This window comes from Burkholderia sp. F1, from assembly GCF_050813845.1.
GTDB classification, from domain to species: Bacteria; Pseudomonadota; Gammaproteobacteria; order Burkholderiales; family Burkholderiaceae; genus Burkholderia; species Burkholderia ubonensis.
The window spans coordinates 2,062,231-2,087,571 of sequence record NZ_CP172421.1 but is presented as its reverse complement, the minus strand read 5'-3'; the positions used below and the strand labels follow the sequence as shown (position 1 = coordinate 2,087,571).

Annotated in this window: 21 protein-coding genes; 12 read left to right on the top strand and 9 right to left on the bottom strand. The window is 69.6% G+C overall.

From position 1 onward, the window contains the following. Positions 1–20: 20 nt before the first annotated feature. Entirely contained in the window at positions 21–887 is an 867-nt protein-coding gene (locus ACFIMZ_RS09895; RefSeq protein ID WP_431822471.1) for an MBL fold metallo-hydrolase, read from the bottom strand. Positions 888–1,238: 351 nt separating this feature from the next. Here ACFIMZ_RS09895 and ACFIMZ_RS09890 point away from each other — a divergent pair, with 351 nt between their 5' ends. The 5 genes from ACFIMZ_RS09890 to ACFIMZ_RS09870 all read left to right on the top strand — a co-directional run bounded on the left by ACFIMZ_RS09890 (position 1,239) and on the right by ACFIMZ_RS09870 (position 4,753). Further along, the gene (locus ACFIMZ_RS09890) at positions 1,239–2,522 is read left to right on the top strand and encodes a sigma-54 interaction domain-containing protein (protein ID WP_431822470.1); all 1,284 of its coding nucleotides are present in this window, start codon (positions 1,239–1,241) and stop codon (positions 2,520–2,522) included. A 127-nt stretch (positions 2,523–2,649) separates the two neighbouring features. Next, on the top strand, positions 2,650–3,213 hold the full coding sequence (locus ACFIMZ_RS09885) for a DUF2975 domain-containing protein (protein WP_431819350.1): 564 nt from the start codon (positions 2,650–2,652) through the stop codon (positions 3,211–3,213). Positions 3,214–3,221: 8 nt separating this feature from the next. Beyond that, on the top strand, positions 3,222–3,446 hold the full coding sequence (locus ACFIMZ_RS09880) for a helix-turn-helix domain-containing protein (RefSeq protein ID WP_431819349.1): 225 nt from the start codon (positions 3,222–3,224) through the stop codon (positions 3,444–3,446). A gap of 27 nt (positions 3,447–3,473) precedes the next feature. Beyond that, positions 3,474–4,151 (top strand): hypothetical protein, encoded by a 678-nt coding sequence (locus ACFIMZ_RS09875; protein WP_431819348.1) that lies wholly within the window; start codon positions 3,474–3,476, stop codon positions 4,149–4,151. Positions 4,152–4,225: 74 nt separating this feature from the next. Beyond that, positions 4,226–4,753: a M949_RS01915 family surface polysaccharide biosynthesis protein gene (locus tag ACFIMZ_RS09870; protein ID WP_431819347.1), complete on the top strand. Its 528-nt coding sequence runs from the start codon at positions 4,226–4,228 to the stop codon at positions 4,751–4,753. 78 nt (positions 4,754–4,831) lie between these two features. Here ACFIMZ_RS09870 and ACFIMZ_RS09865 read toward each other — a convergent pair whose 3' ends face one another. From ACFIMZ_RS09865 to ACFIMZ_RS09850, 4 genes are all read right to left on the bottom strand, one after another. Beyond that, on the bottom strand, positions 4,832–5,860 hold the full coding sequence (locus ACFIMZ_RS09865) for a MerR family transcriptional regulator (RefSeq protein WP_431819346.1): 1,029 nt from the start codon (positions 5,858–5,860) through the stop codon (positions 4,832–4,834). A gap of 104 nt (positions 5,861–5,964) precedes the next feature. Further along, a complete protein-coding gene (locus ACFIMZ_RS09860; RefSeq protein ID WP_431819345.1) occupies positions 5,965–7,497 on the bottom strand; it encodes an efflux transporter outer membrane subunit in 1,533 nt (510 codons plus the stop codon). Positions 7,498–7,499: 2 nt separating this feature from the next. Next, positions 7,500–10,685, bottom strand: a complete 3,186-nt coding sequence (locus tag ACFIMZ_RS09855; RefSeq protein ID WP_431819344.1) for an efflux RND transporter permease subunit — start codon at positions 10,683–10,685, stop codon at positions 7,500–7,502. Further along, entirely contained in the window at positions 10,682–11,791 is a 1,110-nt protein-coding gene (locus ACFIMZ_RS09850; RefSeq protein WP_431819343.1) for an efflux RND transporter periplasmic adaptor subunit, read from the bottom strand. The genes ACFIMZ_RS09855 and ACFIMZ_RS09850 overlap by 4 nt, the downstream gene beginning before the upstream one ends. Before the next feature lie 178 nt (positions 11,792–11,969). Between ACFIMZ_RS09850 and ACFIMZ_RS09845 the strand changes: the two genes are divergently transcribed. After that, positions 11,970–12,593 carry a TetR/AcrR family transcriptional regulator gene (locus ACFIMZ_RS09845; RefSeq protein ID WP_431819342.1) on the top strand — a complete coding sequence of 208 codons (624 nt, stop codon included), beginning with the start codon at positions 11,970–11,972 and terminating at the stop codon, positions 12,591–12,593. A gap of 16 nt (positions 12,594–12,609) precedes the next feature. Here ACFIMZ_RS09845 and ACFIMZ_RS09840 read toward each other — a convergent pair whose 3' ends face one another. The 4 genes from ACFIMZ_RS09840 to ACFIMZ_RS09825 all read right to left on the bottom strand — a co-directional run bounded on the left by ACFIMZ_RS09840 (position 12,610) and on the right by ACFIMZ_RS09825 (position 18,659). Next, positions 12,610–14,508: an acyl-CoA dehydrogenase gene (locus ACFIMZ_RS09840; RefSeq protein WP_431819341.1), complete on the bottom strand. Its 1,899-nt coding sequence runs from the start codon at positions 14,506–14,508 to the stop codon at positions 12,610–12,612. After that, the gene (locus ACFIMZ_RS09835) at positions 14,505–15,497 is read right to left on the bottom strand and encodes an acyltransferase domain-containing protein (protein ID WP_431819340.1); all 993 of its coding nucleotides are present in this window, start codon (positions 15,495–15,497) and stop codon (positions 14,505–14,507) included. Before ACFIMZ_RS09835 ends, ACFIMZ_RS09840 begins: the two co-directional genes overlap by 4 nt. A 302-nt stretch (positions 15,498–15,799) precedes the next feature. After that, entirely contained in the window at positions 15,800–17,533 is a 1,734-nt protein-coding gene (locus ACFIMZ_RS09830; protein WP_431819339.1) for a ClcB-like voltage-gated chloride channel protein, read from the bottom strand. 103 nt (positions 17,534–17,636) lie between these two features. Continuing rightward, entirely contained in the window at positions 17,637–18,659 is a 1,023-nt protein-coding gene (locus tag ACFIMZ_RS09825; protein ID WP_431822469.1) for a YeiH family protein, read from the bottom strand. 159 nt (positions 18,660–18,818) lie between these two features. Here ACFIMZ_RS09825 and ACFIMZ_RS09820 point away from each other — a divergent pair, with 159 nt between their 5' ends. From ACFIMZ_RS09820 to ACFIMZ_RS09795, 6 genes are all read left to right on the top strand, one after another. Next, positions 18,819–19,712, top strand: coding sequence for a LysR family transcriptional regulator (locus tag ACFIMZ_RS09820; protein WP_431819338.1), 894 nt, complete (start codon positions 18,819–18,821; stop codon positions 19,710–19,712). A gap of 113 nt (positions 19,713–19,825) precedes the next feature. Then, the gene (locus ACFIMZ_RS09815; protein WP_431819337.1) at positions 19,826–20,590 is read left to right on the top strand and encodes a sugar phosphate isomerase/epimerase family protein; all 765 of its coding nucleotides are present in this window, start codon (positions 19,826–19,828) and stop codon (positions 20,588–20,590) included. 40 nt (positions 20,591–20,630) lie between these two features. Next, the gene (locus ACFIMZ_RS09810; RefSeq protein ID WP_431819336.1) at positions 20,631–21,623 is read left to right on the top strand and encodes a sugar kinase; all 993 of its coding nucleotides are present in this window, start codon (positions 20,631–20,633) and stop codon (positions 21,621–21,623) included. A gap of 111 nt (positions 21,624–21,734) precedes the next feature. Continuing rightward, complete coding sequence (locus ACFIMZ_RS09805) at positions 21,735–23,024, top strand: MFS transporter (protein ID WP_431819335.1); 1,290 nt, start codon at positions 21,735–21,737, stop codon at positions 23,022–23,024. Next, positions 23,021–23,995 carry an NAD(P)-dependent oxidoreductase gene (locus tag ACFIMZ_RS09800; protein ID WP_431819334.1) on the top strand — a complete coding sequence of 325 codons (975 nt, stop codon included), beginning with the start codon at positions 23,021–23,023 and terminating at the stop codon, positions 23,993–23,995. The genes ACFIMZ_RS09805 and ACFIMZ_RS09800 overlap by 4 nt, the downstream gene beginning before the upstream one ends. Positions 23,996–24,271: 276 nt before the next feature. Further along, the gene (locus ACFIMZ_RS09795; protein ID WP_431819333.1) at positions 24,272–25,315 is read left to right on the top strand and encodes a LacI family DNA-binding transcriptional regulator; all 1,044 of its coding nucleotides are present in this window, start codon (positions 24,272–24,274) and stop codon (positions 25,313–25,315) included. Positions 25,316–25,341 lie beyond the last annotated feature (26 nt).

Here is a 25,341-nt window from a genome sequence, read left to right as displayed (position 1 = left end):
TTGGGGCGGCGGCGGGGCGCTCAGATCGCGTCGAGCGGGATCTTCAGGTAGCGCACGCCGTTGTCTTCGGGTTCGGGCAGGTGGCCGGCGCGCATGTTGACCTGCACCGACGGCAGTATCAGCACCGGCATGTCGAGCGTCGCGTCGCGCGCGGTGCGCATCGCGGCGAAGTCGTCCTCGGTCACGCCGTCGCGCACGTGCACGTTCGCGCGCCGCTGCTCGGCGACGGTGCTCACGTACTGCACGTCGCGGCCGCCGGGCGGGTAGTCGTGGCACATGTAGAGGCGCGTGTCGGCGGGCAGGCCGAGCACGCGCGCGATCGACCGGTACAGCGTGCGCGCGTCGCCTCCGGGGAAGTCGCAGCGCGCGGTGCCGTAGTCGGGCATGAACAGCGTGTCGCCGACGAACGCGGCGCGTTCGTCGCCGCCGTCGACGCAGTAGGTCATGCACGCCGGCGTGTGGCCGGGCGTGTGCAGCGCGCGGATCGACAGCGCGCCGAGCGGCAGCACGTCGCCGTCGTCGAGCAGCCGGTCGAACTGGCTGCCGTCGCTCGCGAAGTCGGCGCCCGCATTGAACAGCCGGCCGAACACGTGCTGCACGCGCCGCACTTGCGCGCCGATCGCGATCGCGCCGCCGACGCGCGCCTTCAGGTACGGCGCCGCCGACAGGTGGTCGGCGTGCACGTGCGTCTCCAGCAGCCAGCGCACCGTCGCGCCGAGTTCCGCAACGCGCGCGAGCAGCCGGTCGGCGCTGGCGGTGCGCGTGCGTCCCGACTTCGGGTCGTAGTCGAGCACGCTGTCGATCAGCGCGCATTCGCGGCTCGTCGTATCGAGCAGCAGGTAACTGATGGTGCTGGTCGCCGGGTCGAAGAAGCCTTCGACCGACATGACGGGCAGGTTGCTCACGGGATCGTCCTCATTCAGGTTCTGCAATCGCTGTCCGGTAGTACAAAAACCGTGCCAGGTGGCCGCGATGTGCCGTGGGACGCGCCAGGGGCTTGATTCATTGCGGGTTTTTGCAGGCGGGCACGCGGCGGGCGGCACCGCGCGCAGCCGGCCGGCGCGCGCATGCTGCCAGTTTCGGCAGTGTCGTGGCAGAATTGGCAGTTCGCATGACAGACCCTGCCGAACCCGACCATGAGCCAGCACGACATCATCCCGATCGTTTCCGCACAACCGCGCGGCGCCGCGCCCGACGTGGGCGCGCTCGTGTCCTACCTGGAACAGGATCCGCAGCCGATGATCGTGGTCGATCCGGACTACCGGATCCTTGCGGCGAACGGCGCGTACCGGCGGCAGTTCGGCGTCGCGGGCGTCGAGCACGTGGGCCGGCATTGCTACCGCGTGTCGCATCACTACGACGTGCCGTGCGACCAGGCGGGCGAGCACTGCCCGATGAAGCAGGCGCTCGAGTCGCGCGGCGCCGACCGCGTGCTGCACGTCCATCACACGCCGCGCGGCCCCGAGCACGTCGACGTCGAGCTGCGCCCGATCTTCGATGCGGCGGGCGACGTGATCGCGTACGTCGAGCGGCTGACGACGCTGAAGAGCGCGTCCGCGCAGCCGAGCGCGGAAGGGCTCGTCGGCGGCTCGGACGCGTTCAACGCGGCGCTCGGCGCGCTGCAGCGCGTCGCGCCGTCGCTGCTGCCGGTGCTGCTGCTCGGCGAGTCGGGCACCGGCAAGGAGCTGTTCGCGCGGGCGCTGCACGAGGCGAGCGCGCGGGCGATGGGGCCGTTCGTCGTCGTCGATTGCTCGGGGATCGCCGAGACGCTGTTCGAAAGCGAACTGTTCGGCTACGAGAAGGGCGCGTTTACGGGCGCGGCGGCGCGCAAGCCGGGCCTCGTCGAAACCGCGCAGGGCGGCACGCTGTTTCTCGACGAGATCGGCGACGTGCCGCTGCCGATGCAGGTGAAGCTGCTGCGGCTGATCGAGTCGGGCACGTTCCGGCGCGTCGGCGGCGTCGAGACGCTGCGCGCGGATTTCCGGCTGGTCGCCGCCACCCACAAGCCGCTGCGCGCGATGATCGACGACGGCCGGTTCCGGCAGGATCTCTATTACCGGATCAACGCGTTTCCGATTCACCTGCCGGCGTTGCGCGAGCGGCACGGCGACGTCGCGCTGCTGGCCGCGTCGATCCTGCGGCGGATCGCGAACGCGCGCGCCGGGGCGGGCGACGCGCTCGCCGCGCCGTTCTCGCTGACCGACGCCGCGCGCGCATGCCTCGACGCCTATGCATGGCCCGGCAACATCCGCGAGTTGCGCAACGTGCTCGAACGCGCATGCCTGTTCGCGGACGACGGCACGATCCGCGTCGAGCACCTGCCGGACGAAGTCGCGTTCGCGTTCGCGGACGAGGCGTCGCGGCTGCCGGACGCGTCGCGCGCACCGTCCGACGACGAGCTCGCGCGCATCGCGCGCACGTTCCGCGGCACGCGCCGCGCGCTCGCCGAACGCGTCGGGCTGAGCGAGCGCACGTTGTACCGGCGGTTGCGCGCGCTCGGGCTCGCGACGCGGGACGCGTGACGGCATTGCATCGCAGTACATGCATGCCTTGCAGTAAGTATTCAAATTAATACAATCATTAATGATTGTTTTGCGATAATTGTTCGCTTAGAATCCGGGCATGTTCTCCCTACCTCGAGGAATTCGCATGCCTGCCGATCGCATTGCCCGCGCCAGCCAGCGGATGGCTGCCGTCACGCTCTGGTTCATCGTCGCGATGATGCTGCTCAACGCCGCATGCTGGGTGGCGCCGTCGCTGAACGCGACACCGTCCGGCGCCGGCTTCGGCTTCGGCCTGACGGATTCGCTGATCGCCGGGCTCGGCGTCGACGTCGCCGCGTTTCCGTGGTGGCAGAAGGCGGGCGGCATCGTGCTGTCGAGCGTGCCGCTCGTTGCGCTGGCGAGCGGCTTGCAGCATCTGCGCCTGCTGTTTCGCACCTACGCGGGCGGCGACTATTTCTCGGCGGACGCCGCCCGGCACCTCGGCAAGATGGGGCGCGCGGTCGGTCTGTGGGTCCTGCTGAGCATCGTGTGCGAGCCGCTCCTGAGCATGTGGGCGACGATGCGCGAGCCGGCCGGACGCCATATCGTGTCGATCAGCATCGGCATGCCGTATGTCGTCGCGCTGTTTACCGCGGCCTGCATCCTCGTGATTGCGCACATCCTGCGGCAGGCGAGCGCGCTCGACGCCGAGCACCGGCAATTCGTGTGAGGCGCGCGATGCCGATCATCGTCAAGCTCGACGTGATGCTCGCGACCCGCAAGGTCCGCTCGAAGGACCTCGCGGCGGCCGTCGGCATCACCGAACAGAACCTGTCGCTGCTCAAGCAGGGGAAGGTCAAGGGGATTCGCTTCGCGACGCTCGAGGCGATCTGCCGCCATCTCGATTGCCAGCCGGGCGATCTGCTCGCATTCAGCGACGACGATGTCGCCGGCGCGGACTGACCCGTCGCGCAAACGCGCGGCTCGGGCATGACGGGAAGCATGGCGGTCGGCAAGGTCAATGCGCGGCGGCAGCGGCTGGGCGTCGGTGCGCTGGCGTTCGTCGTCGTGGCGTCGCTCCATCTGCTCGGCTGGCTGGCGCTGCGGTCGGCGTCGATGGCCGAGCGCGCCGCGAGACTGCCGGCCGTGGAGCCGGCAAGGCGGGCGCTGAGCGTCAAGCTGATTCCGTCGAGGGCGCCGGCGCAGCCGCGGCGCGAGCCGGCGACGATCGCGCCGGTTCGCGGCGGGACGGATGCGGCCGGGTCCGGCGGTGCGCGCCCGTTGCGCGATCGTCGTGCGGGTCTGCCCACACGCGTGCCGACGCGTTCGGCCACGTCGGCGACTCGAATGCCGCAAGCGGACGCCGTGAGCGCCGGCGAAAGCCGTCCGGCCGACGCGCCGGCGCCCGGCATCGACTGGCGGCGCGACCTGGATGCGATCGGCGCGCCGCGAACGGTCGGGCGCAGCCCGGCTGCCGCGGCCATCGGCGGGTTGGGGGCTTCGTCCGGCGCGGGCGTGTCGCGGCGGGCGACGGTGGACGCGACGCTCGCGCGCGGGATGTCGGAGGCGCGCCGCGCCGACTGCCGCAATGCGTATTCGGGGATGGGGCTGTTCGCGATTCCGGCGCTCGCGCTCGATACGGTGCGCGATGCCGGCTGCAACTGGTGAGCGGCGCGCGTCGCATGGCAGCGGCGTGCGCCTTTCGGGATAATGGCGCGTCCATTCCGAGGTTCGCCATCACCATGAAAACAAGCTTCCGCCACGCGTGGCCCGCGATCGCCGCCATGCTGTTCAGCCACGTCGTTCACGCAACCGACTACACGTGGGCCGACACGGCCGGTGCGCACGCGGTCACGTTCACGGAGACCCCGCGGCCGGACGGCGCGCAGCTGAGGATCGTCGGGACGCTGAACGGACAGCCGGACTGGAAGGTTCGCGACGACGTGACGGATTGCGATCTGGACAAGATTCTCGACGTCGTTCCGTCATCGGTCGAAATGCTCGACCTGCTCGGCAACGGACGCAAGCAGTTCCTGTTCGCGTACAAGATCGGCTGCCGCGGCGACGTGAGCCCCGATCAGGTCAAGTACTTCCTGATCGACGACGGCCGCAAGTACGTGCTGCGCGGCGAGGAAACCATCACGTTGAACGGCAAGGTGATGGACGGCGGCGCGCCGCCCGTGCCGAACGCGGACCTGAAGGCGCATCCCGCGTTTCTCCGCTACATGACGAGGCACTGGCGCGGCGTCAGCGTGCGCGCCTATCCGTAATCGCGCGCGTCCGGTCCGGCCCGGCCCGTCAGGCGGCCGGGCCGCACGCCGTGCGCATGCGACCCGGCCGAGCCTCGCTCAATGCTGCGGATTCAACTGCGCCATCGCCTCGCGCATGAAGCCGAGCAGCGTCTCGTCGACCCACGCGTCCTTCGTCAGCACCGGCTCGTTCATCATCGCGTGGCGGAATTTCGCGTGCGTGGCCGGATCGTCGCCCGCATAGCTGCGGAACAGGTCGAGCCAGCGCTGCGCGAGCACGCGGGCCTCGGGCGAATCGGGTTGTGCGCCCGCGTCGATCACATCGCGCGCGTCGGCCATCAGCTGCGGCCATTCCATCGCACGCTCGCCGTAATGCGCGCGCATGAAGCGAATCTCGTCCGGCGCGAGATACTTCTCGAAGATCTGCATCTTCGTTTCGGCAATCGCGCGCAGCACGTAGTCGCGCAACGCAGTCGAAATGCCGATCTGCGCCTGCAGCGACGGCTCGCGTTCGTGCATCAGGTTCAGTTTCGCCAGCAGCCGCGGGTCGTTGTTCGTATCGCGCACGAGCAGCGTCATCCAGCGGTCGGCGAGCGAGCGCACGCGTTCGTCCTCGGGCGGCACGCCCGCGTCGTGCAGCACGCGCACGTCGCCGACCAGCGCGATCCATTCCGCGTCGCCGGTCTGGCTCTTGCGGTACATCGGCATGCGCGCGAGTTCGTCCTCGGAAAAATAAGTGTCGTACACGGTCATCAACTCCAGGGTGGTCAGCCAATCGGTCAGTTCCGGCTCCGTGCCGTCGGCGAGCTGCGCGTGCAGGCGCACGAGCCGCTCGCGCAACTGCGCGCTCTGTTCGATCTGACGGTCGAGCAGCGTGATCTGCTTCGCGACGAGGTCGACGAGCGGGCCGCCGGGCTGGTTCAGGTAGTCGCCGATTTCGGCGAGCGACAGTCCGAAGCGACGCAGGGCCTGGATCTGGTGGAGCCGGGCGATGTCGTCGCGGTCGTACAGCCGGTAGCCGTTGTCGGCGCGCGCCGAAGGCGTCAGCAAACCGATCGCGTGATAGTGATGAAGCGTGCGGACGGTCAGCCCGCTGCGTCTCGCCAGTTCTCCCACTTTCAGTCGCATTCGTTCCTCCGTTTGGTGCGCACCCTGGAGTCTCGAACGTTACGCTACGTGAGGGTCAAGCGGAAGAGCGGGCGTCGGCCGCGGCGCCCGACGCCCGGGCCGGCTCATTGCGGCGAGGGCGGGGCGTCCGGGGCGTCAGGCGTGGCGGCGCGGGCTTGCTGGCCGGCCGCTGTACCGACGGGCGGCGTGCCCATCGCCTGGTACAGCCGCGCGGTGTCCGCGAGCCGCGCGCCCGTCGCGCGGATTTCGTCGAGCCGCGCGTTGCGGTACTGCAGCTCGCTCGCGCGCGACGCCGACGGCGGCAGCGCGCCGAGCCGCACGCGCGCGGCCGCGTCGTCGTACGCGCCGCGCGCGGCGAGCGCGGCGCGGCCCGACGCGTCGAGCGCCTGCGCGTCGTGCTCGAGCGCCGCGAGCGAGTCGGCGACGTCCTGGAACGCGGTGAGCACGGTCTGCTTGTACTGGTCGACGGCGGCCTCGTAGCTTTCCTTCGCCGCGCGGCGCTGCGCGAGCAGCGCGCCGCCGTGGAAGATCGGCTGGCTGAGCGACGCGCCGATGCTCCAGATCGCGCCCGCGCCGGACAGCATCGCCGGCCAGTTGAAGCCGCCTTGCCCCATCGACGCCGACAGCGACAGCTGCGGGAACAGCTGCGCGGTCGCGACGCCGACTTCGGCCGCGGCGGCCTGCAGCGCCGCGTCGGCCGCGCGGATGTCGGGCCGGCTCCGCAGCAGGTCGGACGGCACCACGACCGGCACCTGCGCGGGCAGATGCAGGTCGGCGAGCGCGAGGTCCGCGGGCGGCTGGTCCGGCGTGCGCCCGACCAGCACCGCGAGCGCATGGCGCGCCGAGTCGCGCTGCTGGCGCAACGCGGGCAGGCCGGCCGCGACCGTCTCCGCGCTCAGCCGCGCGTTGAGCGCATCGCTGCGCGACGCGGCGCCGAGCGCGTAGCGCCGTTCCGCGTCGCGCGCCTGCGCGTCGGCGAGCGCGACGAGCCGTTCGGTCGTGTCGATCTGCGCGCCGAGCACCGAGCTCGTGACCGATGCGGTGACGATGTTCGCGGCGAGCGCGCGGCGCGCGGATTCGAGCTGGAACGCGCTGACGTCGACGCGCTTCGCCAGCGCCCGGTTCGCGAAGCGCGACGCGCCGAACAGGTCGATCGTGTAGCGCGCCTGGAGCTGGCCGACGAACGTGTCGTACAGCAGGGTCGGCGCGCCGAGCGCGGGAATCGGCACGCCGAGCGCGCGCTGGCGCGCGGCCTGGCCGCCCGCGTCGATCGACGGCAGCATCGAGCTGCCGATCTGCGCGCGCAGCTGCTCGCGCGCGGCGTTCAGCGTGTGCGCGGCGGCGCTGAGCGTCGGGCTGTTGCGCAGCCCTTCGTCGACGAGCGCGTTCAGCGCGTCGGAGCGGTACTGCTTCCACCAGTCGGGCACCGGCTGCGCGCCGACTTCGAAATGCTGCGCGACGCCTTGCGCCGCGACCGTCCGCTCCGCTTGCGGCGTCGCGCCGTAGTGCGCGGGGGACGGCATCGCCGGCGGCTCGCCGCTCGGCGCGAACCACGCGCAGCCCGCGAGCGCGCCGGCGAGGCCCGCGGCCGCGAGTGCGCGCGCGGTGTTCGTCATCAGATTCATCGACAGTTCCATGATCAGGCTCCCGACGGCGCGGCGTCGCCAGAAGCGTGGCCGCCATGCGGAGGGCCGCCCCGCGGGTCGCGCTCGTCGCTCTTCACGCGGAACCACGCGGCGTACAGCGCCGGCAGGTAGAACAGCGTCAGCACGGTTGCGCTCGTGATGCCGCCCATCAGCGCGGTCGCCATCGGCCCGAAGAAGTTCGAGCGCAACAGCGGGATCAGCGCGAGCACCGCGGCGGCGGCCGTCAGCGTGATCGGCCGGAAGCGCCGCACGGTCGCGCCGACGATCGCGTCGAAGCGCCCGTGGCCGGCCGCGATGTCCTGCTCGATCTGGTCGACGAGGATCACCGAGTTGCGCATGATGATCCCGAACATCGCGATCACGCCGAGCATCGCGACGAAGCCGAACGGCTGGCCGAACAGCAGCAGCGTCGCCACCACGCCGATCAGCCCGAGCGGCGCGGTCAGCACGACCATCAGCACGCGCGAGAAGCTCTGCAGCTGGATCATCAGCAGCGTGAATACGGCGATCGCCATCAGCGGCATTTGCGCGTTGATCGACTTCTGCGCCTTCGCGCTTTCCTCGACCGAGCCGCCGATGTCGATCCGGTAGCCGACCGGCAGCTGCGCGCGCAGCGCATTCAGCTTGCCGTCGATCGCGTGCGTGACGTCGATGCCTTGGGCGCCTGCGCGCACGTCCGACTGCACGGTGATGGTCGGCTGGCGGTCGCGCTCCCAGATCACGCCGTATTCGAGCGACGGCGTGAAGCGGCCGAGCGAGCCGAGCGGCACGGGGCCGTTCGGCGTCGGCAGCGCGAGGCCCGCGAGCTTCGCCGGATCGACGCGGTCGGACTGCGGCGCGCGCAGGTCGACCGCGATCAGCTTGTCGCGCTCGCGGTATTGCGTGACGGTCGTGCCCGACAGCGTCATCGCGAGGAAGCTCGATACGTCCTGCGACGTGACGTTCAACTCGCGCGCCTTCTTCTGGTCGAGCTCGAAGCGCACCGAGCGCTCGGCCGGCTCGTCCCAGTCGAACTGCACGTTCACCGTGCGCGCGTCGCCGCGCACCGTCGCCGCGACCTTCTCGGCGATGCCGCGCACGGTCGCGATGGTGTCGCCGCTGACGCGGAACTGCACCGGATAGCCGACCGGCGGCCCGTTCTCGAGCCGCGACAGCCGCCAGCGCACCGCCGGAAACCGGTCGCGCAGCGTGGTTTCGAGCCAGCGCGCGAGCTTTTCGCGATCCTCGACCGATTTCGCGGTGATCACGAACTGCGCGAAGTTCGGCAGTTGCAGCTGCTGGTCGAGCGGCAGGTAGAAGCGCGGCGCGCCGCTGCCGACGAAATTGACCGCGTGGTCGATCTCCGGGCGCCCGGCGATCGTCTGCTCGAGGCGCTCGGTTTCGCGCAGCGTCGCCGCGAACGACGCACCTTCGGGCAGGCGCAGGTCGACGAGCAGCTCGGGCCGGTCGGAGCTCGGGAAGAACTGCTGCGGCACGAGCGAGAAGCCCAGCAGCGACACGACGAAGAGGGCGCCCGTGATCGCCAGCACGACGAAGCGCCGCTCGATGCACCAGTCGATCCAGCCGCGCAGCCGCGTATAGAAGCGCGTGTCGTAGATGTCGTGCTCGTGATCGTCGGGCAGGTGCGCTTCGTGCGCGTGCCGCTTGCGCTCCGGCAGCATGTGGAAGCCGAGCAGCGGGATCAGCACGACGGCCGCGAACCACGACGCGATCAGCGCGATCGCCGACACCTCGAAGATCGAGCGGGTGTATTCGCCGGTGCTCGACTTCGCGAGCGCGATCGGCAGGAAGCCGGACACCGTGACGAGCGTGCCCGTCAGCATCGGGAACGCGGTGCTGGTGTACGCGAACGCGGCGGCGCGCATGCGGCTGTAGCCCTGCTCGAGCTTCACGGCCATCATCTCGACCGCGATGATCGCGTCGTCGACGAGCAGGCCGAGCGCGAGCACCAGCGTGCCGAGCGACACCTTGTGCAGGCCGATGTCGAACAGGTACATGAAGAGGGCGGTGACCGCGAGCACGACCGGGATCGAGATCACGACGACCATCCCGGTGCGCAGCCCGAGCGACACGAGGCTCACGACCAGCACGATCGCGACCGCTTCGGCGACCGCCTCGAGGAAGTCGTCGACCGAGCGCGACACCGCATCCGGCATGCTCGACACCTCGGTCAGCTTGAGGCCGGCGGGCAGTTGAGCACGCAGGTCCTTCGACGTCGCGTCGAGCGCCTTGCCGAGCCGGATCACGTCGCCACCCGGCTGCATCGTGATGCCGATGCCGAGCACGGCCTTGCCGGCGACGCCTTTGCCGGCCGCGCCTGCATCGGCGCTGCGCATCTGCGTGACAGGCGGATCGTCGTAGCCGCGCCTCACCGTCGCGAGGTCGCCGAGGCGGAACGTGCGGCCGTTGATGCGCAAGAGCGTGTCGGCGAGCGCGGCGACGTTGTCGTACTGGCCGCTCGGCCGTATGAACACGCGGTCGTCGGCGGTCGTCAGGACGCCGGCCGACGCCACGCTGTTCTGCGCGTTGAGCGCCTGGCCGAGCTGCTGCGGCGAAATGCCGACGCGCGTGAGCTGCGCGTTGTTGACCTCGATGAAGATCCGCTGGTCCGGATCGCCGAAATAGTCGACCTTGGCGACGCCCGGCACGCGCAGCAGCACCGTGCGCAGCTGGTCCGCGTAGTCGTGCAGCTGCGCGGGCGAGAAGCCGTCGCCCTCGAGCGTGTAGATGTTGGTGTAGACGTCGCCGAACTCGTCGTTGAAGAACGGGCCCTGCACGCCGGGCGGCAGCGTGTAGCCGATGTCGCCGACCTTCTTGCGGATCTGGTACCAGGTTTCCGGCACGTCCTTCACGGGCGCCGAGTCCTTCATCGTGAAGAAGATCAGCGATTCGCCGGGGCGCGAATAGCTGCGCAGGAAGTCGATCGCCGGGGTTTCCTGCAGCTTGCGGCCGATCCGGTCGGTGACCTGTTCCTGCACCTGGCGCGCGGTCGCGCCCGGCCAGAACGTGCGGATCACCATCACGCGGAACGTGAACGGCGGGTCTTCGGACTGGGCGAGGCGCGTGTACGCGAGGACGCCCGCGACCGTCGCAAGCACGATCAGGTAGACGACCAGCGCCTGGTGGCGCAACGCCCACGCGGACAGGTTGAAGCGGCTTTCTTCGCGAAACGTGCTCATGACGCGAAGTCCTCCGGATGCAGCGGCGCGATCGCGCGGACCTTCTCGCCCGCGCTGACCGTGTGCACGCCCTGCAGCACGACGCGCTCGCCCGGCTGCAGCCCGTGCGACACGGTCACGGTGCGCTCGTTGAAGCGCGCGACGTCGACGCGGCGCAGCTCCAGCGTGTCGTCCTTCGCGCGCACGACCCACACGGCCGGATGCTGGCCGTCGTGGAACAGCGCGGTCGCGGGCAGCGTGATGGTCCCGGCGTCGCGGCCGGCCGTCAGGCCGTCGAACGCGACGTCGGCCGTCATGCCGAGGCGGATCACCGGATCGGGCCGTTCGAGCGACAGCTTCACGCGGTAGGTGCGGCTTTGCGGATCGGCGGCCGGCGCGACCTCGCGCACCTTCGCGGCGAACTGCCGGCCCGGCAGCGACGGCAGCGTGACGCTCGCCGCATGGCCCGGCGCGAGCGAGGCGAGCGCCGCTTCCGGCACGTCGCTGACGACGTCGACGTCGCCCGCCCACGCAAGCTGGTAGACGGGCTGCCCGGCGGACACGTTCTGGCCCGTGTCGGCCTGTTCGGCGGTGATGGCGCCCGCGTGGTCGGCGACGAGCGTCGCGTAGCGCAGCTGGTTCTTCGCGAGCGCGAGCTGCTGCTGCGCCTGGTCGCGCTGCGCGAGCGCCGACGTGTAGGCGTCCTCGGTCTGCTCGAGCTGCGCGGTCGCGATCAGGTTCTCGCGGGCCTGCGCGCGGTCGCGGTCGAGCTGCTGCTTCGCGTACGCGAGGCGGTGCGACGCGGCGTCGAGCTGCGCCTGCGCGCTCGCGGCGTTCTTCTCGACGTCCGACGGATCGAGGAGCGCCACGACCTGGCCGGCCTTCACGGTGTCGCCGAGCCGCACCTTGCGCTCGACGATCTTGCCGGCGATGCGGAACGACAGCGGCGTCGCGTAGCGCGGCTGGATCTCGCCGGGCAGCGTGCGCGACACCGCGACGCCGTCGGCGCGGGCCGGCTGGGCGACGACGGGGCGGGGTGCGGGTGGTGCGGATTCTTTCGGGTGACAGGCGGCAAGGACGAGCGCGGCGCCGATCAGCAGCGCAGCACGAGAACCGGAGCGATTCACGAAACCCCCAGAGGCGGTAAGAGCGGAGCGAAACCGGCAAGCGGCGAGCGCTTGCCCCGAGCGGCGCGCCACGATGCGCGCGGACAAGATCTTTTGGATACTGTTGCGGATTCTAATACAGTGGTGTATCTGAATGCAAAGATGAATCTGAAAGCCGATTGGTGCTAGACTTCGCGCCATGAAACAACCAATGCGCTTGACCCGGGAGCAGAGCAAGGACCAGACGCGAGAGCGCCTGCTGAGTGCTGCGCAGTCGATTTTTCTGAAGAAAGGTTTCGTCGCCGCGAGTGTCGAGGACATCGCCGCGGCCGCCGGCTATACGCGGGGCGCGTTCTACTCGAATTTCCGCGGCAAGGCGGAGTTGTTGTTCGAGCTGCTCGAGCGGGATCACGCGTCGGTTCAGCAGGATTTGCGGCAGATCTTCGAGGGCGGCGGCACGCGCGAGCAGATGGAGGCGACCGCGCTCGCCTACTACCGGCGGATGCATATCGACGACCGGTGCCACCTGCTCTGGGTCGAGGCGAAGCTGCAGGCGGCGCGCGACGCGAAGTTCCGCGTGCGCTTCAACCAGTTCCTGCAGGAATCGCGCACACAGATGGCCGACATCATCCGCGCGTTCTCGGAGCATTCGGGCACGCCGCTGCGGCTGCCGGCCGAGACGCTCGCGTTGGGGCTGATGAGCCTGTGCGACGGCGTGCAGTCGTACTACACGGCCGATCCGCAGCAGGTGTCGGCCGAGGCGGCCGAGGCCGTGCTCGCGGGGTTCTTCTCGTGGGCGGTGCTGGGGCGCGCGCCGGACTGAGTCACCGTCTTGCGAGTCAAGCCCGACGATCGCGCGGTCGCAGCTTCAGCGTCCGGGCCAGCGATGTCGCGTAATCCCGCGCCGGGTCCGTGATTGGCGACCGGATCACCGCATGCGGATGGCCGAAGGCGTCAATGAGGGTCTCGACGTCAGGAAGCAGCCGCTCGCATAGCCGCGCGATCGCCCCGTCGAGCGCGCAATAGCGCCCGGCGTCGATGAGCGCCTCACTCATCAGCCACGCCGCGTGTCGATCGATCCGGTCGAGAATGAACAGCGCAACCAGATTCTCCAGGATCGCTCGCACCCGACCGTGCTGCACGGCGCCTGTCGCCGAAATCGCGGCTCCGATCGCGAGGTTCAGCCCGTATGCCTCCGCGGCGTCCCGGGCCGCCGGGAGCAGCGGATTCCACACGTCGAGCGAATCGAGCCCCTGCGCGCTCCGGTCGGCGACGTCGCGGGCCAATGCGGCGATCAGCCGGCGCTCGCGGGCGCGCAGCGCTTCGCGTGCCGCGCCGGCCGCTTCGGGCAGGCTTTCGTCGTGTGTCGGCGCTTCGTCATCAGGCGCGGCGGCGGTGCCCGACGCGAGCGTGCGCGCGGTATCCAGCAGGATCAGGAAGTTGTTGCCGCCCGCATCGTTGAAGACGTGGCCGAGACCTTGATACTCGAGGTAGCGGTTGACGGTGAGGTCGCCCGCGACACCGCAGCGCAGACGGCATTCCGCCGCGACCTCTTCGGTCGCCCATGCGGTGAGCGCCTTGACGAGCGCAAGCTTGCGGTTGGTCGAACTCCACGGGGCCCACATCATGAAGGTCGCGGCGCATCGGTCGGGGCCGGCGCGGTGGCGAACCGCCTCGCTCCATTCTCGCGCGGCCTGGTTCGCGAAACAGGTCATCACGAAGCACGTCGCCAGCGCACGGAACAGGCCGCGCTGCTGTGTGCTGTAGCGCAGCAGCGAGACTTCGGGAGCCACGCGCGCCATGCTGGAGCGGTGTGCCGAATAGCACAGCGCCTGCGCGGCGCTGGCACGGGAGACCGCAGCCAGGGCAACGGCGCCCATCGCCCACACGTTCTCCGGCGCCGTCAGCGTGCGCACCAGCCGTTCGTCGGGCGTGCCGAGCGGATCGTGGAAGCGGCCTTCGGCATCGATCGACGCGCCATCGGCGAGCCACGCATCGAACGGGAGCCGGACGTGGTCGAATCCCGCGAGGCCGTAGTCGAACGGCACGAGCGGAATTTCGGCCGGCGCGGACAACGCGACGCCCGGCAGCGGACCCCGCGATGTGCTGAGCTCGACGATGAACGCGAACACCCCGCAATCCTGGTCCGCGACGATCAGGCGGGCGCAGACGATCCCGATCTTGTCGAGGTCGTTGATGCCGACGTTGGTGAATTTCAGCGCGCCGTCGTCCGGCGTGTGCAATACGAAGGCGCGGCCGACCGGATCGAAGCGGGCCTCGGTGCGCGCCGCGAGCTGGCTGTTGCCGCCGCCGATCTCCGTGATCATGAACGCGCCGACCTTGCGGCCTTGCGCGAGCGCGACGCTCGTTTGCCGCGCATGGTCGTTGCCCTTGCCGAGCTCGACCAGCGAGCCGATGCACAGTCCGTAGTGAATCAGCGTCGCGATGCACAGCGACGGATCGCTCACGGCCGTCCATTCCGCGATCACCGCAAGCAGCGACGGGTCGGCAAGCTCGCCGGCTTCGGCCGGAAGCCGCGTCGTCAATTCGACGAGCCGATCGTAGGTCGACCGATGGCGGTCGGCCGCGGTCGCGCCGATCGGCCGGTCGAACCGCGGATCGGACAGGATCGCGGCCAGCAGCCGATGGTGGGCGTCTTCGGTCGGGCCCGCCAGGACGCGGCGGATGGCGTCGGCGAGCGACGAAGTCGTGCTTCGGATGGACGGATCGGCATTCATTGCAGGCGCTCCATTCGGGTGGGCTGGACGAGGGCCGGGCCGGTGGTGCGCGTCGGCGCGTAGACGTGCGCGTCCGGCAGGATGGCCTTGATGCAGCGGCTCATGCCGCCGCTCATCCCGAGGTCGATATAGCGATGCGCGAGATCGGACCGGAGTCGATCGAGCGTGGCCGGCATGTGGTACGGCTTGATGAAGCAGTCGGCGAGCCCGCGGGCCAGATCGTCGTCGTCCGCATAGCGCCTGCGCGCGACCGCCGAGTACACGGGAATCCGAAATCTGTCGCGCGGCAGCGTCGCGATGTCCGCCATGAACTGGTCGGCCGCCGCTTGGAGGGCCGGATGGTGGGCCGGGTACGGAATCGGCAGCCGATGCAGCTTGATCCCGTCGCGGCCGTGCGATTTCGCCATCAGCGCGTCGAGTGCGGCATTGGGGCCGCTGACGACTGTCTGCCGCGGCCCGTTGACGCACGCCAGCACCAGGTCGTCGCGCCCGACCTGGTCCAGCAGGTGCAGCGTATCGGCTTCGGAAGCCGAGACCATGACCATGCCGCCGTGGCCTTCGAGCGGCCGAAATGCAGTGTTCAGCGCGAGCACCGCACGAACCCCGTCCGGGATGCGCCATACGCCGGCACACACCAGCGCGGCAATTTCACCCAGGCTCTGGGCGATGACGGCGACCGGCCGAATCTGCTGCCATTCCATGATTCGGTGCACGCATATCGCCGTGGTAAATGACGCCAATTGCGGAATGCCGACCGGAATGGAATCGATTGATTTTTCTTCCAGTAGAACATTTCGAATTAGACAGGGATCGAAAGCGAATTGATTGTCGAGAAGCGCTGCTTCGATGTGATCGAGCGTTTCGTCGATATACGCGCGCGAGAGGCGGCTCAGGCCGTACAGGTTTCGCAACGCCCCGGCTGGCGTGTCGCCCTGTCCGGGGATGACATAGACGGAGGGGAGCCCGTCGTGCTCTCGCGGGATTTCCATGGTTGCCTCGTAGCGTGTGGTCGCATTATTGAATGTTGCATGGACTTAAATGATTAATGATTTATGGTTTTGATTTGGCGATTTTGTAACGGCGATTCGGATTGATGTTAGGAAAGTTTTTATCCGTTGGCTGGGTGTATTGCTCTATTTAGTTGAGCGAAATTGATGAATCGAATGTTGCCGTATTTGCCGTGTCGGTTGGTCGTAGGGTTGCGGACAGGGAGCACTAATTCGAGACGCCGCGGGCGGCGTCGGGCATGGCCGAGCGGAAGCGGTGGGAGGCGAATCGCCGCCGCCCGCGCTCAGCGCTCGCCCGTCATCCGCCGGTACGCGTCGAGCAGCGACGTCTTGTAGACGACGCCCGCGAGCGTCGGCTCCGCCGCGCTCTCGATCACCGGCAGCCGCTCGCCCTGGAAGCCCATGAACAGTTCCAGCGCGGTGCCGAGCGGCATGTCGGGCGTGAGGAGCGGAAACGGCGTGTGCGCATAGTGCGCGGCCGTCTTGTCGGCCGTGTCGCGCTTGTCGAGCAGGTCGCTCGTGATGTCCTTCAGCGCGACCGCGCCGCGAAAGCGCCCGGCGTCGTCGGTCACGTACAGGTATTTCACCGGGTATTCGAGGAACACGCGCGTCATGTCGGCGACGCTCGCGGTCAACGGCACGACCGTCTGCGCGGGCTGGATCAGCTCGCGCATCTGCGTCGTCCGGATCCGCAGGCGCTCCTGCGCGTCCTGGTGGTGGCGCAGCGTGATCTCGTACATCGACGTCGTGCCGGTCGCGCGCGCGACGAAATACGCGACGACGCATGACACCATCAGCGGCAGCACGACCTGATAGCTGAGCGTCATCTCGAAGATCATCAGGATCGCCATCAGCGGCGCCTGCGTAGCGCCTGCCATGAACGCGCCCATCCCGACCATCGCGTACGCGAAGGACGCGGACGTGTGCCCCGGCCACAGCGCCTGCATGCCGAGCCCGAACAGCGAGCCGAGCACCGCGCCGACGAACAGCGTCGGCGTGAAGACCCCGCCGATCGCGCCGGAGCCGGCGGTGGCCGCCGTCGCGAGCACCTTGAACACCAGCACCGCGACGAGCGCCTGCCAGGTCCACGGCGAATGCAGGATCTGGTTCACGACGCTGTAGCCGTTGCCCCAGACGTCCGGAATCCACACCGAGATCACGCCGACGATCAGGCCGCCGAGTGCGAGCCGCACCGGCAGCGGCACGGGCAGCCGCTTGAACTGGTTCTTCGATGCGTCGAGCAGGTGCAGGAACTGCGGCGCCAGCACCCCGCACAGCAGGCCGAGCACGACGAACGGCAGCACCTCGGGGCCGGCGACGGCCGGGAACACCGGCATCTCGTACGGCGGCCGGTAGCCGGCGAATTCGCGCATCACGATGTTCGCGACGACCGATGCGACCACCATCGGGCCGAAGCTCTCCATCGCGATCGCGCCGAGCACGATCTCCGACACGAAGAACGCGCCGGCGATCGGCGCGTTGTACGCGGACGTGATGCCGGCCGCCGCGCCGCACGCGACGAGCAGGCGCAGCCGCGGCGGGTCGAAGTGCGCGAAGCGGCCGACGAGCGACGCGGCGAGCGCGGCGAGCTGCACCATCGGGCCTTCGCGGCCGATCGAGCCGCCGGTGCCGATCGTCAGCAGCGACGACACGCTGCGCCACAGGCTCTGCCGGACCGGCACGACGCCGGTGCCGAGCGCGACTGCCTCCATATAGTCGGTCTTGCGCGTTTTCGCGTCACCGCGGGTCGCGAGCAGCAGCACGCAGCCGGCGAGGAAGCCGCCCGCGGCGGGGAGCCAGAAGCGCACGTACCACGGCAAGCGTTTCGCCATCTGGACGAAGCTGCCGCTGCTGCCCGAGACCACGCGCTGCACCACCTCGATGCCTTCACGGAACGCGATCGTCGCGAACGCGCCGCCGACCCCGACGATCACCGACCAGATCAGCATCGTATGGGCGTCCGACAGGCGGAACAGCGTTTGGGCGCGGGTGCGCAGCTTCAGCAGGAAGGAAAGCACGACTGAGCGAGGACCGTGGAAAACGACGCGAAGCATAGCACTGCGCCGCGCCCGCGGGACCTTCCCGGCGGGCGCGGCGCGCGACGCGGAGCGGGCGTGCAGCTCAGCCAAGCCAGTGCTGGACCGCCCAGGTGATGCCGTAGCCGCCGGCGATCAGCCACACGTACAGGATCAGGCCGGTCGTCAACGCGCGGGGGCCGGCTTCGCGAATCTGCGACACGCGGGTCTCGATGCCGAGGGCGGTCATCGCCATCGTCAGCGCGAACGTGTCGAGCACGTTGAGCGTGTGGGTGACGTCGGCCGGCAGCACGTTCAGCGAATTGACGATCACGAAGCCGAGGAAGCCGAGCGCGAACCACGGCACCGCGATCCTGCGCTTGCCGTGCGCGCCGTCGGCCGATGCGTTCGCCGAGCGGGCGAGCCACCAGCCGAGCGCGAGCAGCACCGGCACGAGCAGCATCACGCGGGTCATCTTGACGATCGTCGCGATGTGCGCGACCTGCGGGCTGACGTCGCTGGCCGCGCCGACCACCTGCGCGACCTCGTGGATCGTGCCGCCGAAGAAGAGGCCGAGGCCGGCCGCGTCGAGGTTCAGCAGCCCGGCGTGATACGCGAGCGGGTACACGAACATCGACAGCGTGCCGAACAGCACGACGCTGCCGACCGCCATCGCGCTCTGGTGCGGCTTCGACTGCAGCGTCGATTCGAACGCGAGCACGGCGGCCGCGCCGCAGATCGCGCTGCCGGCGGCGGTCAGCAGCGCGGAATCGCGGTCGAGCTTCATCAGCTTCATGCCGGCCCAGGTGCCGATCGCGAGCGTGCTGACGACGACCAGCACCGACACGGTCAGGCCCGGCAGGCCGACCTGCGCGATTTCCTGCAGGCTCACGCGCAGCCCGAAGAACGCGACCGCGATGCGCAGCAGCTTGCGCGCCGAGAAGTTGACGCCGGCCGCCCAGCTGGCCGGCATGCCGTCGCGCAGCGCATTGCCGTACAAGGCGCCTGCGACGATGCCGACGATCAGCGGGGAGAGGCCGAGCCCGGCGATCGCGGGCAATTCGGACAGGCTCGTCACGGCCGCGGCAAACAGCGCGACGAACAGGATGCCGTTCAACTGGCCGCGCATCGACGGCGCGGCGTGATTCAGATGGGATGGGTGAGCCGTAGACATGATGGAACCCGGATCGGATCGTCATTTCAATGCCCTAATCCTAGTTTGGTTATATCGATATGAAAAATTGTGATTTGTGACATAAACTATCCGGAAAACCGATAATTCATCTCCATGACCCCGGATCAACTGATAACGTTCGCGGCCGTCGCCGAGCACCTGAACATCAGCCGCGCCGCGCTGGCGCTGCATCTGTCGCAGCCGGCGGTGTCCGGCCAGTTGCGCCTGCTGCAGGACGAGTTCGGCGAGCCGCTGTACCAGCGCGACGGGCGCGGCATCCGGCTGACGCCGGCCGGGGAGCAGCTCGCGCAGTACGCGAGCGCGCTGCGCGACACGTTCGCGCAGGCGCGCGCGTTTCGCGACGCGGTGCGCGGGCTCGACGCCGGCACGCTGCGGATCGGCGCGAGCACGACGCCCGCGAGCTACCTGCTGCCGTACCTGATCGCCGCGTTCCAGCCGACCGCGCCGCGCGTTGCGATCCAGACGATGAGCGGCAACACGTCCGAAGTGGTCGCCGCGCTGCCGTCGCTCGACATCGCGCTGATCGAAGGCCCGCCGGGCGAGGCGCTGCCGCCCGGCACGGCCGTGCATGCGTGGCACGAGGACGAGATCGTCGCGATCGTGCCCGCCGGGCATCCGCTGGCGGGGCCCGCGCACGCGGGCGGCGCGACGCTCGACGCGCTGGCCGCGCATCCGCTGGTGCTGCGCGAGGAGGGCTCGGGCGTGCGGCAGCTCGTCGAGCGCGCATTCGCACACTCGGGCGCGCCGATGCGCGTCGCGCTCGAGATCGCCGGCGTCGAGGCCGTGAAGGAGGCGGTGCGGGCGGGAATGGGCGTCGGCTTCGTGTCCGCGATGTCGCTGCGGCATGACGATGCCGCGCTCGTGATGCGCTCGTTCGCGCCCGCGCCGCTCACGCGTCATTTCTCGATCCTCGTGCCGCACGGCGGCGCGCCGTCGCGGGTCGCGGCGCAGTTCCTGGCGCTGAGCCTTGCGCAAAACGGCATGTGATGCGCGCCGGGGGCAATTCCTAGGGATTTCCTCTATGGCGTGCCCCCCCGCACGAGGCGCACCATCCGTCTCACGCAAATGGAACCGGTTCCATTCCGGTGATAAAGGGCAACATGGCAGACATCGTGATCGTGGCGAGCGCATTCGGCATGGACCGGGTGCGACAGGAGGGCCACCGGGCATTCGTCGCGACCGCCGCGCAGGCAGGCGCGGCCGGGTTCGAGGTGCGGCGCGAGCTGTTCGCGTCCGACGCGGACGCAGCGCATGACGCGCTGGCCGCGCTCGGCGCGCAGGTCGCGGCGCACGGCTTGTGGTCGGTCTATTCGACGCCCGCCAACCTGTACACCCACGCAGGCGCGCTCGACGCCGACGCGCTGCGCGATACGCTCGCCGAAGCCGACGCGCTCGGCGCGCGCTTCGTGAAATTCCAGCTCGGCGGCTTTGCCGGCAACGCGCAGGCGGCCGACATCGTCGCGCTGTCGCGGAATGCGCGCGCCCGGCTCGTCGTCGAGAACGGCCAGTTGCCGGTCGGCGGCTCGCTCGCGCAGTTCCGTGACCTGTTCGCCGCGCTCGACGCGGCCGGCGCGCCGCGCGCGCTCGGCATGACCTTCGACATCGGCAACTGGCAATGGCCGGGCGAAGCGCCGCTTGACTGCGCGCAAGCGCTCGCGCCGCATGTCGAATACATTCACTGCAAGGCCGTCGAAGGCGAGGGCGCGCGCCGTTTCGCGGTCGCGCCGGCGCCGCGCGACCCGCTCGTCACCGCCGTGCTGGCGGCGCTGCCGCAGCACGCGCCGCGCGGCATCGAGTTTCCGCTCGACGCCGCCGACTTGGGGCGCGACGCGCGCCAGCGCGTCGCGTGGCTCGAAGCCGCTTGAAGCGCGCCAGAAGGCGCGAAGGATCCGGAGGAATTCACTGATGCACCAGCAACTCGATGTCGTCACCTACGGCGAAGCGATGGCGATGTTCGTCGCCGCCGAGACCGGCCACCTTGCGCACGCGTCGCAATTCACGAAGCGGATCGCGGGCGCCGACCTGAACGTCGCGATCGGCCTGTCCCGCCTCGGTTTCCGCGTGGGCTACGTGAGCCGGGTCGGGCGCGATTCGTTCGGCGGCTACGTGCTCGACACGCTCGCGCGCGAACGCATCGACGCATCGTGCGTGACGGTCGACGACCGCTACCCGACCGGCTTCCAGCTGAAGTCGCGCAACGACGACGGCAGCGATCCGACCGTCGAGTATTTCCGCAAGGGTTCGGCGGCGAGCCACCTGTCGTGCGAGGACTACGTGGCCGACTACGTGCTCGGCGCGCGCCACCTGCACCTGACGGGCGTGGCGCCGGCGATTTCCGCGACGTCGTGCGCGCTCGCGTTCCAGCTGGCCCGAGAGATGCGCGCGGCCGGCAAGACGATCTCGTTCGATCCGAACCTGCGCCCGACGCTGTGGCCGTCCGCCGAAGCGATGGCGAACACGCTGAACGCGCTCGCGGCGCTCGCCGACTGGGTGCTGCCGGGCCTTGCGGAAGGGCGGCAGCTGACCGGGCGCGATGCGCCGGCCGACATCGCGCGCTTCTACCTCGCACAGGGCGCGCGCGGCGTCGTGATCAAGCTGGGCGCGCAAGGCGCGTACTATCTGACCGCCGATGGCCGCGAAGGCACGGTCGACGGCGTGCGCGTCGAGAACGTCGTCGACACGGTCGGCGCGGGCGACGGCTTCGCGGTTGGCGTCGTGAGCGCGCTGCTCGAAGGCCGCAGCGTCGAGCAGGCAGTCGCGCGCGGCAACCGGATCGGCGCGCTGGCGATCCAGGTGATCGGCGACTCGGAGGGCCTGCCGACCCGCGAGCAGCTCGACTGTGTCGAAAACGTCAGCAATCCGGCCGATCGCTTAGAGGAAACCTTCGTCGCGCAATAAGATGCCGCGCACGGCACAATCGCGAACCTATTTCGTGCGTTCCGCACAGCCTTGCATGGGACCGGAGCAAGCGCCGAGGCGCCGACTCCGGTCGACACAGGAGACACGCCCATGACTGCCAATCTCGCCGCTCGACGCTGGTGGATGATCATGCCGATCATCTTCATCACCTACAGCCTCGCCTATCTCGACCGTGCGAACTACGGGTTCGCGGCGGCGGCCGGCATCAACCAGGATCTCGGCATCAGCAAGGGCCTGTCGTCGCTGATCGGCGCGCTGTTCTTCCTCGGCTACTTCTTCTTCCAGATCCCGGGCGCGATCTACGCGGAACGCCGCAGCGTCAAGAAGCTCGTGTTCTGGAGCCTCGTGCTGTGGGGCGCATGCGCGGCGCTCACGGGCGTCGTCAGCAACATCCCGTCGCTGATGGCGATCCGCTTCGCGCTCGGCGTCGTCGAGGCGGCCGTGATGCCGGCGATGCTGATCTACATCAGCAACTGGTTCACGAAGAGCGAACGCTCGCGCGCGAACACGTTCCTGATCCTCGGCAACCCGGTCACGGTGCTGTGGATGTCGGTCCTGTCGGGCTATCTCGTCCACGAATTCGGCTGGCGCCACATGTTCATCGCCGAAGGCGTGCCGGCGATCATCTGGGCCGTGTGCTGGTGGTTCCTCGTGCAGGACAAGCCCGCGCAATCGACCTGGCTCTCCGACCAGGAAAAGCGCGACCTCGACGCGGCGCTCGCGGCCGAGCAGGCGGCGATCAAGCCGATGCGCAACTACGGCGAGGCGTTCCGCTCGCCGGCCGTGATCAAGCTGTGCGCGCAGTACTTCTGCTGGAGCATCGGCGTGTACGGCTTCGTGCTGTGGCTGCCGTCGATCGTCAAGAACGGTTCCGAGCTCGGGATGGTTGCAACGGGCTGGCTGTCCGCGCTGCCGTACCTGGCGGCGACGATCGCGATGCTCGCGGCGTCGTGGGCGTCCGACAAGCTCGGCTCGCGCCGCGGCTTCGTGTGGCCGTTCCTGCTGATCGGCGCGGCCGCGTTCGCCGCATCGTACGCGCTCGGCTCGACGCACTTCTGGTTCTCGTATGCGCTGCTCGTCGTCGCCGGCGCCGCGATGTACGCGCCGTACGGCCCGTTCTTCGCGATCGTGCCGGAACTGCTGCCGAAGAACGTCGCGGGCGGTGCGATGGCGCTGATCAACAGCATGGGCGCGCTCGGTTCGTTCGTCGGCTCCTATTTCGTCGGCTACCTGAACGGCGCGACCGGCTCGCCCGTCGCGTCGTACGCGTTCATGAGCGCCGCGCTGGTCGTCGCGGTGATCCTCACGCTGTCCGTCAAACCCCAGGCGCGCGATGCGCAGCCGCTCGGCGCGCCGCTGCAAGGAAAAATGCCTCAATGAAGCCTCGTATCGTCGCCTACAAGCCGCTGCCCGATGACGTCCTCGCGTACCTGCGCGAGCATGCCGAAGTCGTCCAGGTCGACGGCGCCGACGCGCTCGCCGCGGCGCTCGGCGACGCGGACGGCGCGATCGGCGCGAGCCTGAAGATCCCGCCGCCGATGCTCGAGCGCGCGCCGCGGCTGAAGGCCTGGTCGACGATCTCGGTCGGCTACGACAACTTCGACGTCGCGGACCTGACCCGGCGCGGCATCGTGCTCGCGCACACGCCGGACGTGCTGACCGAGTCGACCGCCGACACGGTGTTCTCGCTGATCCTCGCGTCGGCCCGGCGCGTCGTCGAGCTGGCGGAGTGGGTGCAGGCCGGCCACTGGCAGCACAGCATCGGCCCGGACCTGTACGGCACCGACGTGCAGGGCAAGACGATCGGGATCGTCGGGCTCGGGCGGATCGGCGCGGCGGTCGCGCGCCGCGCGGCGCTCGGCTTCCGGATGCGGGTGCTGTACACGAACCGCTCCGCGCAGCCGGACGCCGAGTCGCAGTACGGCGCGCGCCGCGCGACGCTCGACGAACTGCTCGCCGAGTCCGATTTCGTGTGCCTGCAGGTGCCGCTGTCGGACGAGACGCGCCACCTGATCGGCGCGGCCGAGTTCGCGAAGATGAAGCGCGGCGCGATCCTGATCAACGCGTCGCGCGGGCCGGTCGTCGACGAGGCGGCGCTGATCGACGCGCTGCGCGCGGGCACGATCCGCGGCGCGGGCCTCGACGTGTTCGAGCGGGAGCCGCTCGCGGCCGACTCGCCGCTGCTGCGGATGAAGAACGTCGTCGCGCTGCCGCACATCGGATCGGCGACCCACGAAACGCGGCACGCGATGGCGCGCTGCGCGGCGGAAAACCTGGTCGGCGCGCTGGCGGGCACGCTGCGCGTCAATCTGGTCAATCCGGACGCGCTGACCCACGCGCGCGCCGGCTGAGCGCGCCCCGGAGGAGGGGCCACCCGCGCGCGCCGGGCGCTGTTCGCGTCGTGGGATTAGAGTCGATGGACTTGGAGTCGCCCCATCGGCTGCGTTATGATCGCCCGCTTGTCGCTTCGAAGCCGGCGCCGTTGCAAGCGGCTTCGGGCGACCCGTATCCGCGCCGGGTCCGGCGCGGCTGACCGACACGAGAGTCCGTCAGTTGGCTTACCTATCCAACAACAAACATCCGCCCGCGTACGTCGCGGAGCGGATCGCACGTCGCGAGGCACGACAGTGACCGAATCGCACCCCACCAGCCAGCGTCCCGCGACGATCAGCGATGTCGCCCGCGAGGCTGGTACCGGCAAGACCAGCGTCTCGCGCTATCTGAACGGCGAGACCCATGTGCTGTCCGCGGATCTGCGCCAGCGGATCGAGGCGGCCATCGCGCGGCTGAACTACCGGCCGAACCAGATGGCGCGCGGCCTCAAGCGCGGCCGCAACCGGCTGCTCGGCATGCTCGCGGCCGACCTGACCAATCCCTATACCGTCGAGGTGCTGCTGGGCGTCGAGGCCGCGTGCCACGCGCTCGGCTACATGCCGCTCATCTGCCACGCGGCGAACGAGGTCGAGATGGAGCGCCGCTTCCTGCAGCTGCTCACCACGTACCGCGTCGAAGGGCTGATCGTCAACGCGCTCGGCGCCGAGGAGGACGTGCTGCGCCCGCTGCGCGGCGGCGGGATTCCGGCGGTGCTGGTCGACCGGACGGTCGAGGGCTTCGAGGCCGACCTGATCGGCCTCGACAACGGCGACGCGATCGAGATGGGCGTGCGGCACCTGATCGAGCGCGGTTTCGACTCGATCCACTTCGTCGTGCAGCCGTTCGAGCAGGTCAGCTCGCGGCGCCTGCGCGAGGCGGCATTCCGCGCGACGCTCGCCGCGCACGGCCGGCCCGTGCCCCAGACGGTCGTGCTCGACCTGAATGCGCCCGAGGCCGTCGCCGCCGCGCTCGTCGAGCTCGATGCGCGGATCGACGCGGCCGCACGGCGGGGCACGCGCGCGGCGCTGTTCGCGGCGAACGCGCCGGTCGCGCTCGCGATCGCCCGGCATCTGCGCGCGCGCTTCGGCTCCGCGTGGCAGACACAGGCGGCGCTGGTGTCGATCGACGATCCGGAGTGGGCGGAGCTGATCGGCATCACGACGATTCGTCAGCCGACCTACGAGATCGGCTACAAGGCGGTCGAATTCGTCCACGAGCGGATCGACGGCGCGGCGGGCGACGTGCGCGTCGCGCTGCTGCCCGGCGAGCTGATCGCGCGCGCGTCGACCGCAAGCTGAGTATCATTCGGGGCACGCAGCGCGTC

Excerpts from the sequence above, each read along its gene's own strand:
- ACFIMZ_RS09875 (WP_431819348.1), top strand. The coding sequence starts at position 3,474 with ATGACGGGAAGCATGGCGGTCGGCAAGGTCAATGCGCGGCGGCAGCGG.
- ACFIMZ_RS09860 (WP_431819345.1), bottom strand. The coding sequence starts at position 7,497 with ATGGAACTGTCGATGAATCTGATGACGAACACCGCGCGCGCACTCGCG.
- ACFIMZ_RS09800 (WP_431819334.1), top strand. The coding sequence starts at position 23,021 with ATGAAGCCTCGTATCGTCGCCTACAAGCCGCTGCCCGATGACGTCCTC.
- ACFIMZ_RS09845 (WP_431819342.1), top strand. The coding sequence starts at position 11,970 with ATGAAACAACCAATGCGCTTGACCCGGGAGCAGAGCAAGGACCAGACG.
- ACFIMZ_RS09865 (WP_431819346.1), bottom strand. The coding sequence starts at position 5,860 with ATGCGACTGAAAGTGGGAGAACTGGCGAGACGCAGCGGGCTGACCGTC.
- ACFIMZ_RS09890 (WP_431822470.1), top strand. The coding sequence starts at position 1,239 with ATGATCGTGGTCGATCCGGACTACCGGATCCTTGCGGCGAACGGCGCG.
- ACFIMZ_RS09895 (WP_431822471.1), bottom strand. The coding sequence starts at position 887 with ATGTCGGTCGAAGGCTTCTTCGACCCGGCGACCAGCACCATCAGTTAC.
- ACFIMZ_RS09880 (WP_431819349.1), top strand. The coding sequence starts at position 3,222 with ATGCCGATCATCGTCAAGCTCGACGTGATGCTCGCGACCCGCAAGGTC.
- ACFIMZ_RS09855 (WP_431819344.1), bottom strand. The coding sequence starts at position 10,685 with ATGAGCACGTTTCGCGAAGAAAGCCGCTTCAACCTGTCCGCGTGGGCG.
- ACFIMZ_RS09820 (WP_431819338.1), top strand. The coding sequence starts at position 18,819 with ATGACCCCGGATCAACTGATAACGTTCGCGGCCGTCGCCGAGCACCTG.
- ACFIMZ_RS09870 (WP_431819347.1), top strand. The coding sequence starts at position 4,226 with ATGAAAACAAGCTTCCGCCACGCGTGGCCCGCGATCGCCGCCATGCTG.
- ACFIMZ_RS09835 (WP_431819340.1), bottom strand. The coding sequence starts at position 15,497 with ATGGAAATCCCGCGAGAGCACGACGGGCTCCCCTCCGTCTATGTCATC.
- ACFIMZ_RS09885 (WP_431819350.1), top strand. The coding sequence starts at position 2,650 with ATGCCTGCCGATCGCATTGCCCGCGCCAGCCAGCGGATGGCTGCCGTC.
- ACFIMZ_RS09815 (WP_431819337.1), top strand. The coding sequence starts at position 19,826 with ATGGCAGACATCGTGATCGTGGCGAGCGCATTCGGCATGGACCGGGTG.
- ACFIMZ_RS09810 (WP_431819336.1), top strand. The coding sequence starts at position 20,631 with ATGCACCAGCAACTCGATGTCGTCACCTACGGCGAAGCGATGGCGATG.
- ACFIMZ_RS09840 (WP_431819341.1), bottom strand. The coding sequence starts at position 14,508 with ATGAATGCCGATCCGTCCATCCGAAGCACGACTTCGTCGCTCGCCGAC.
- ACFIMZ_RS09825 (WP_431822469.1), bottom strand. The coding sequence starts at position 18,659 with ATGCGCGGCCAGTTGAACGGCATCCTGTTCGTCGCGCTGTTTGCCGCG.
- ACFIMZ_RS09805 (WP_431819335.1), top strand. The coding sequence starts at position 21,735 with ATGACTGCCAATCTCGCCGCTCGACGCTGGTGGATGATCATGCCGATC.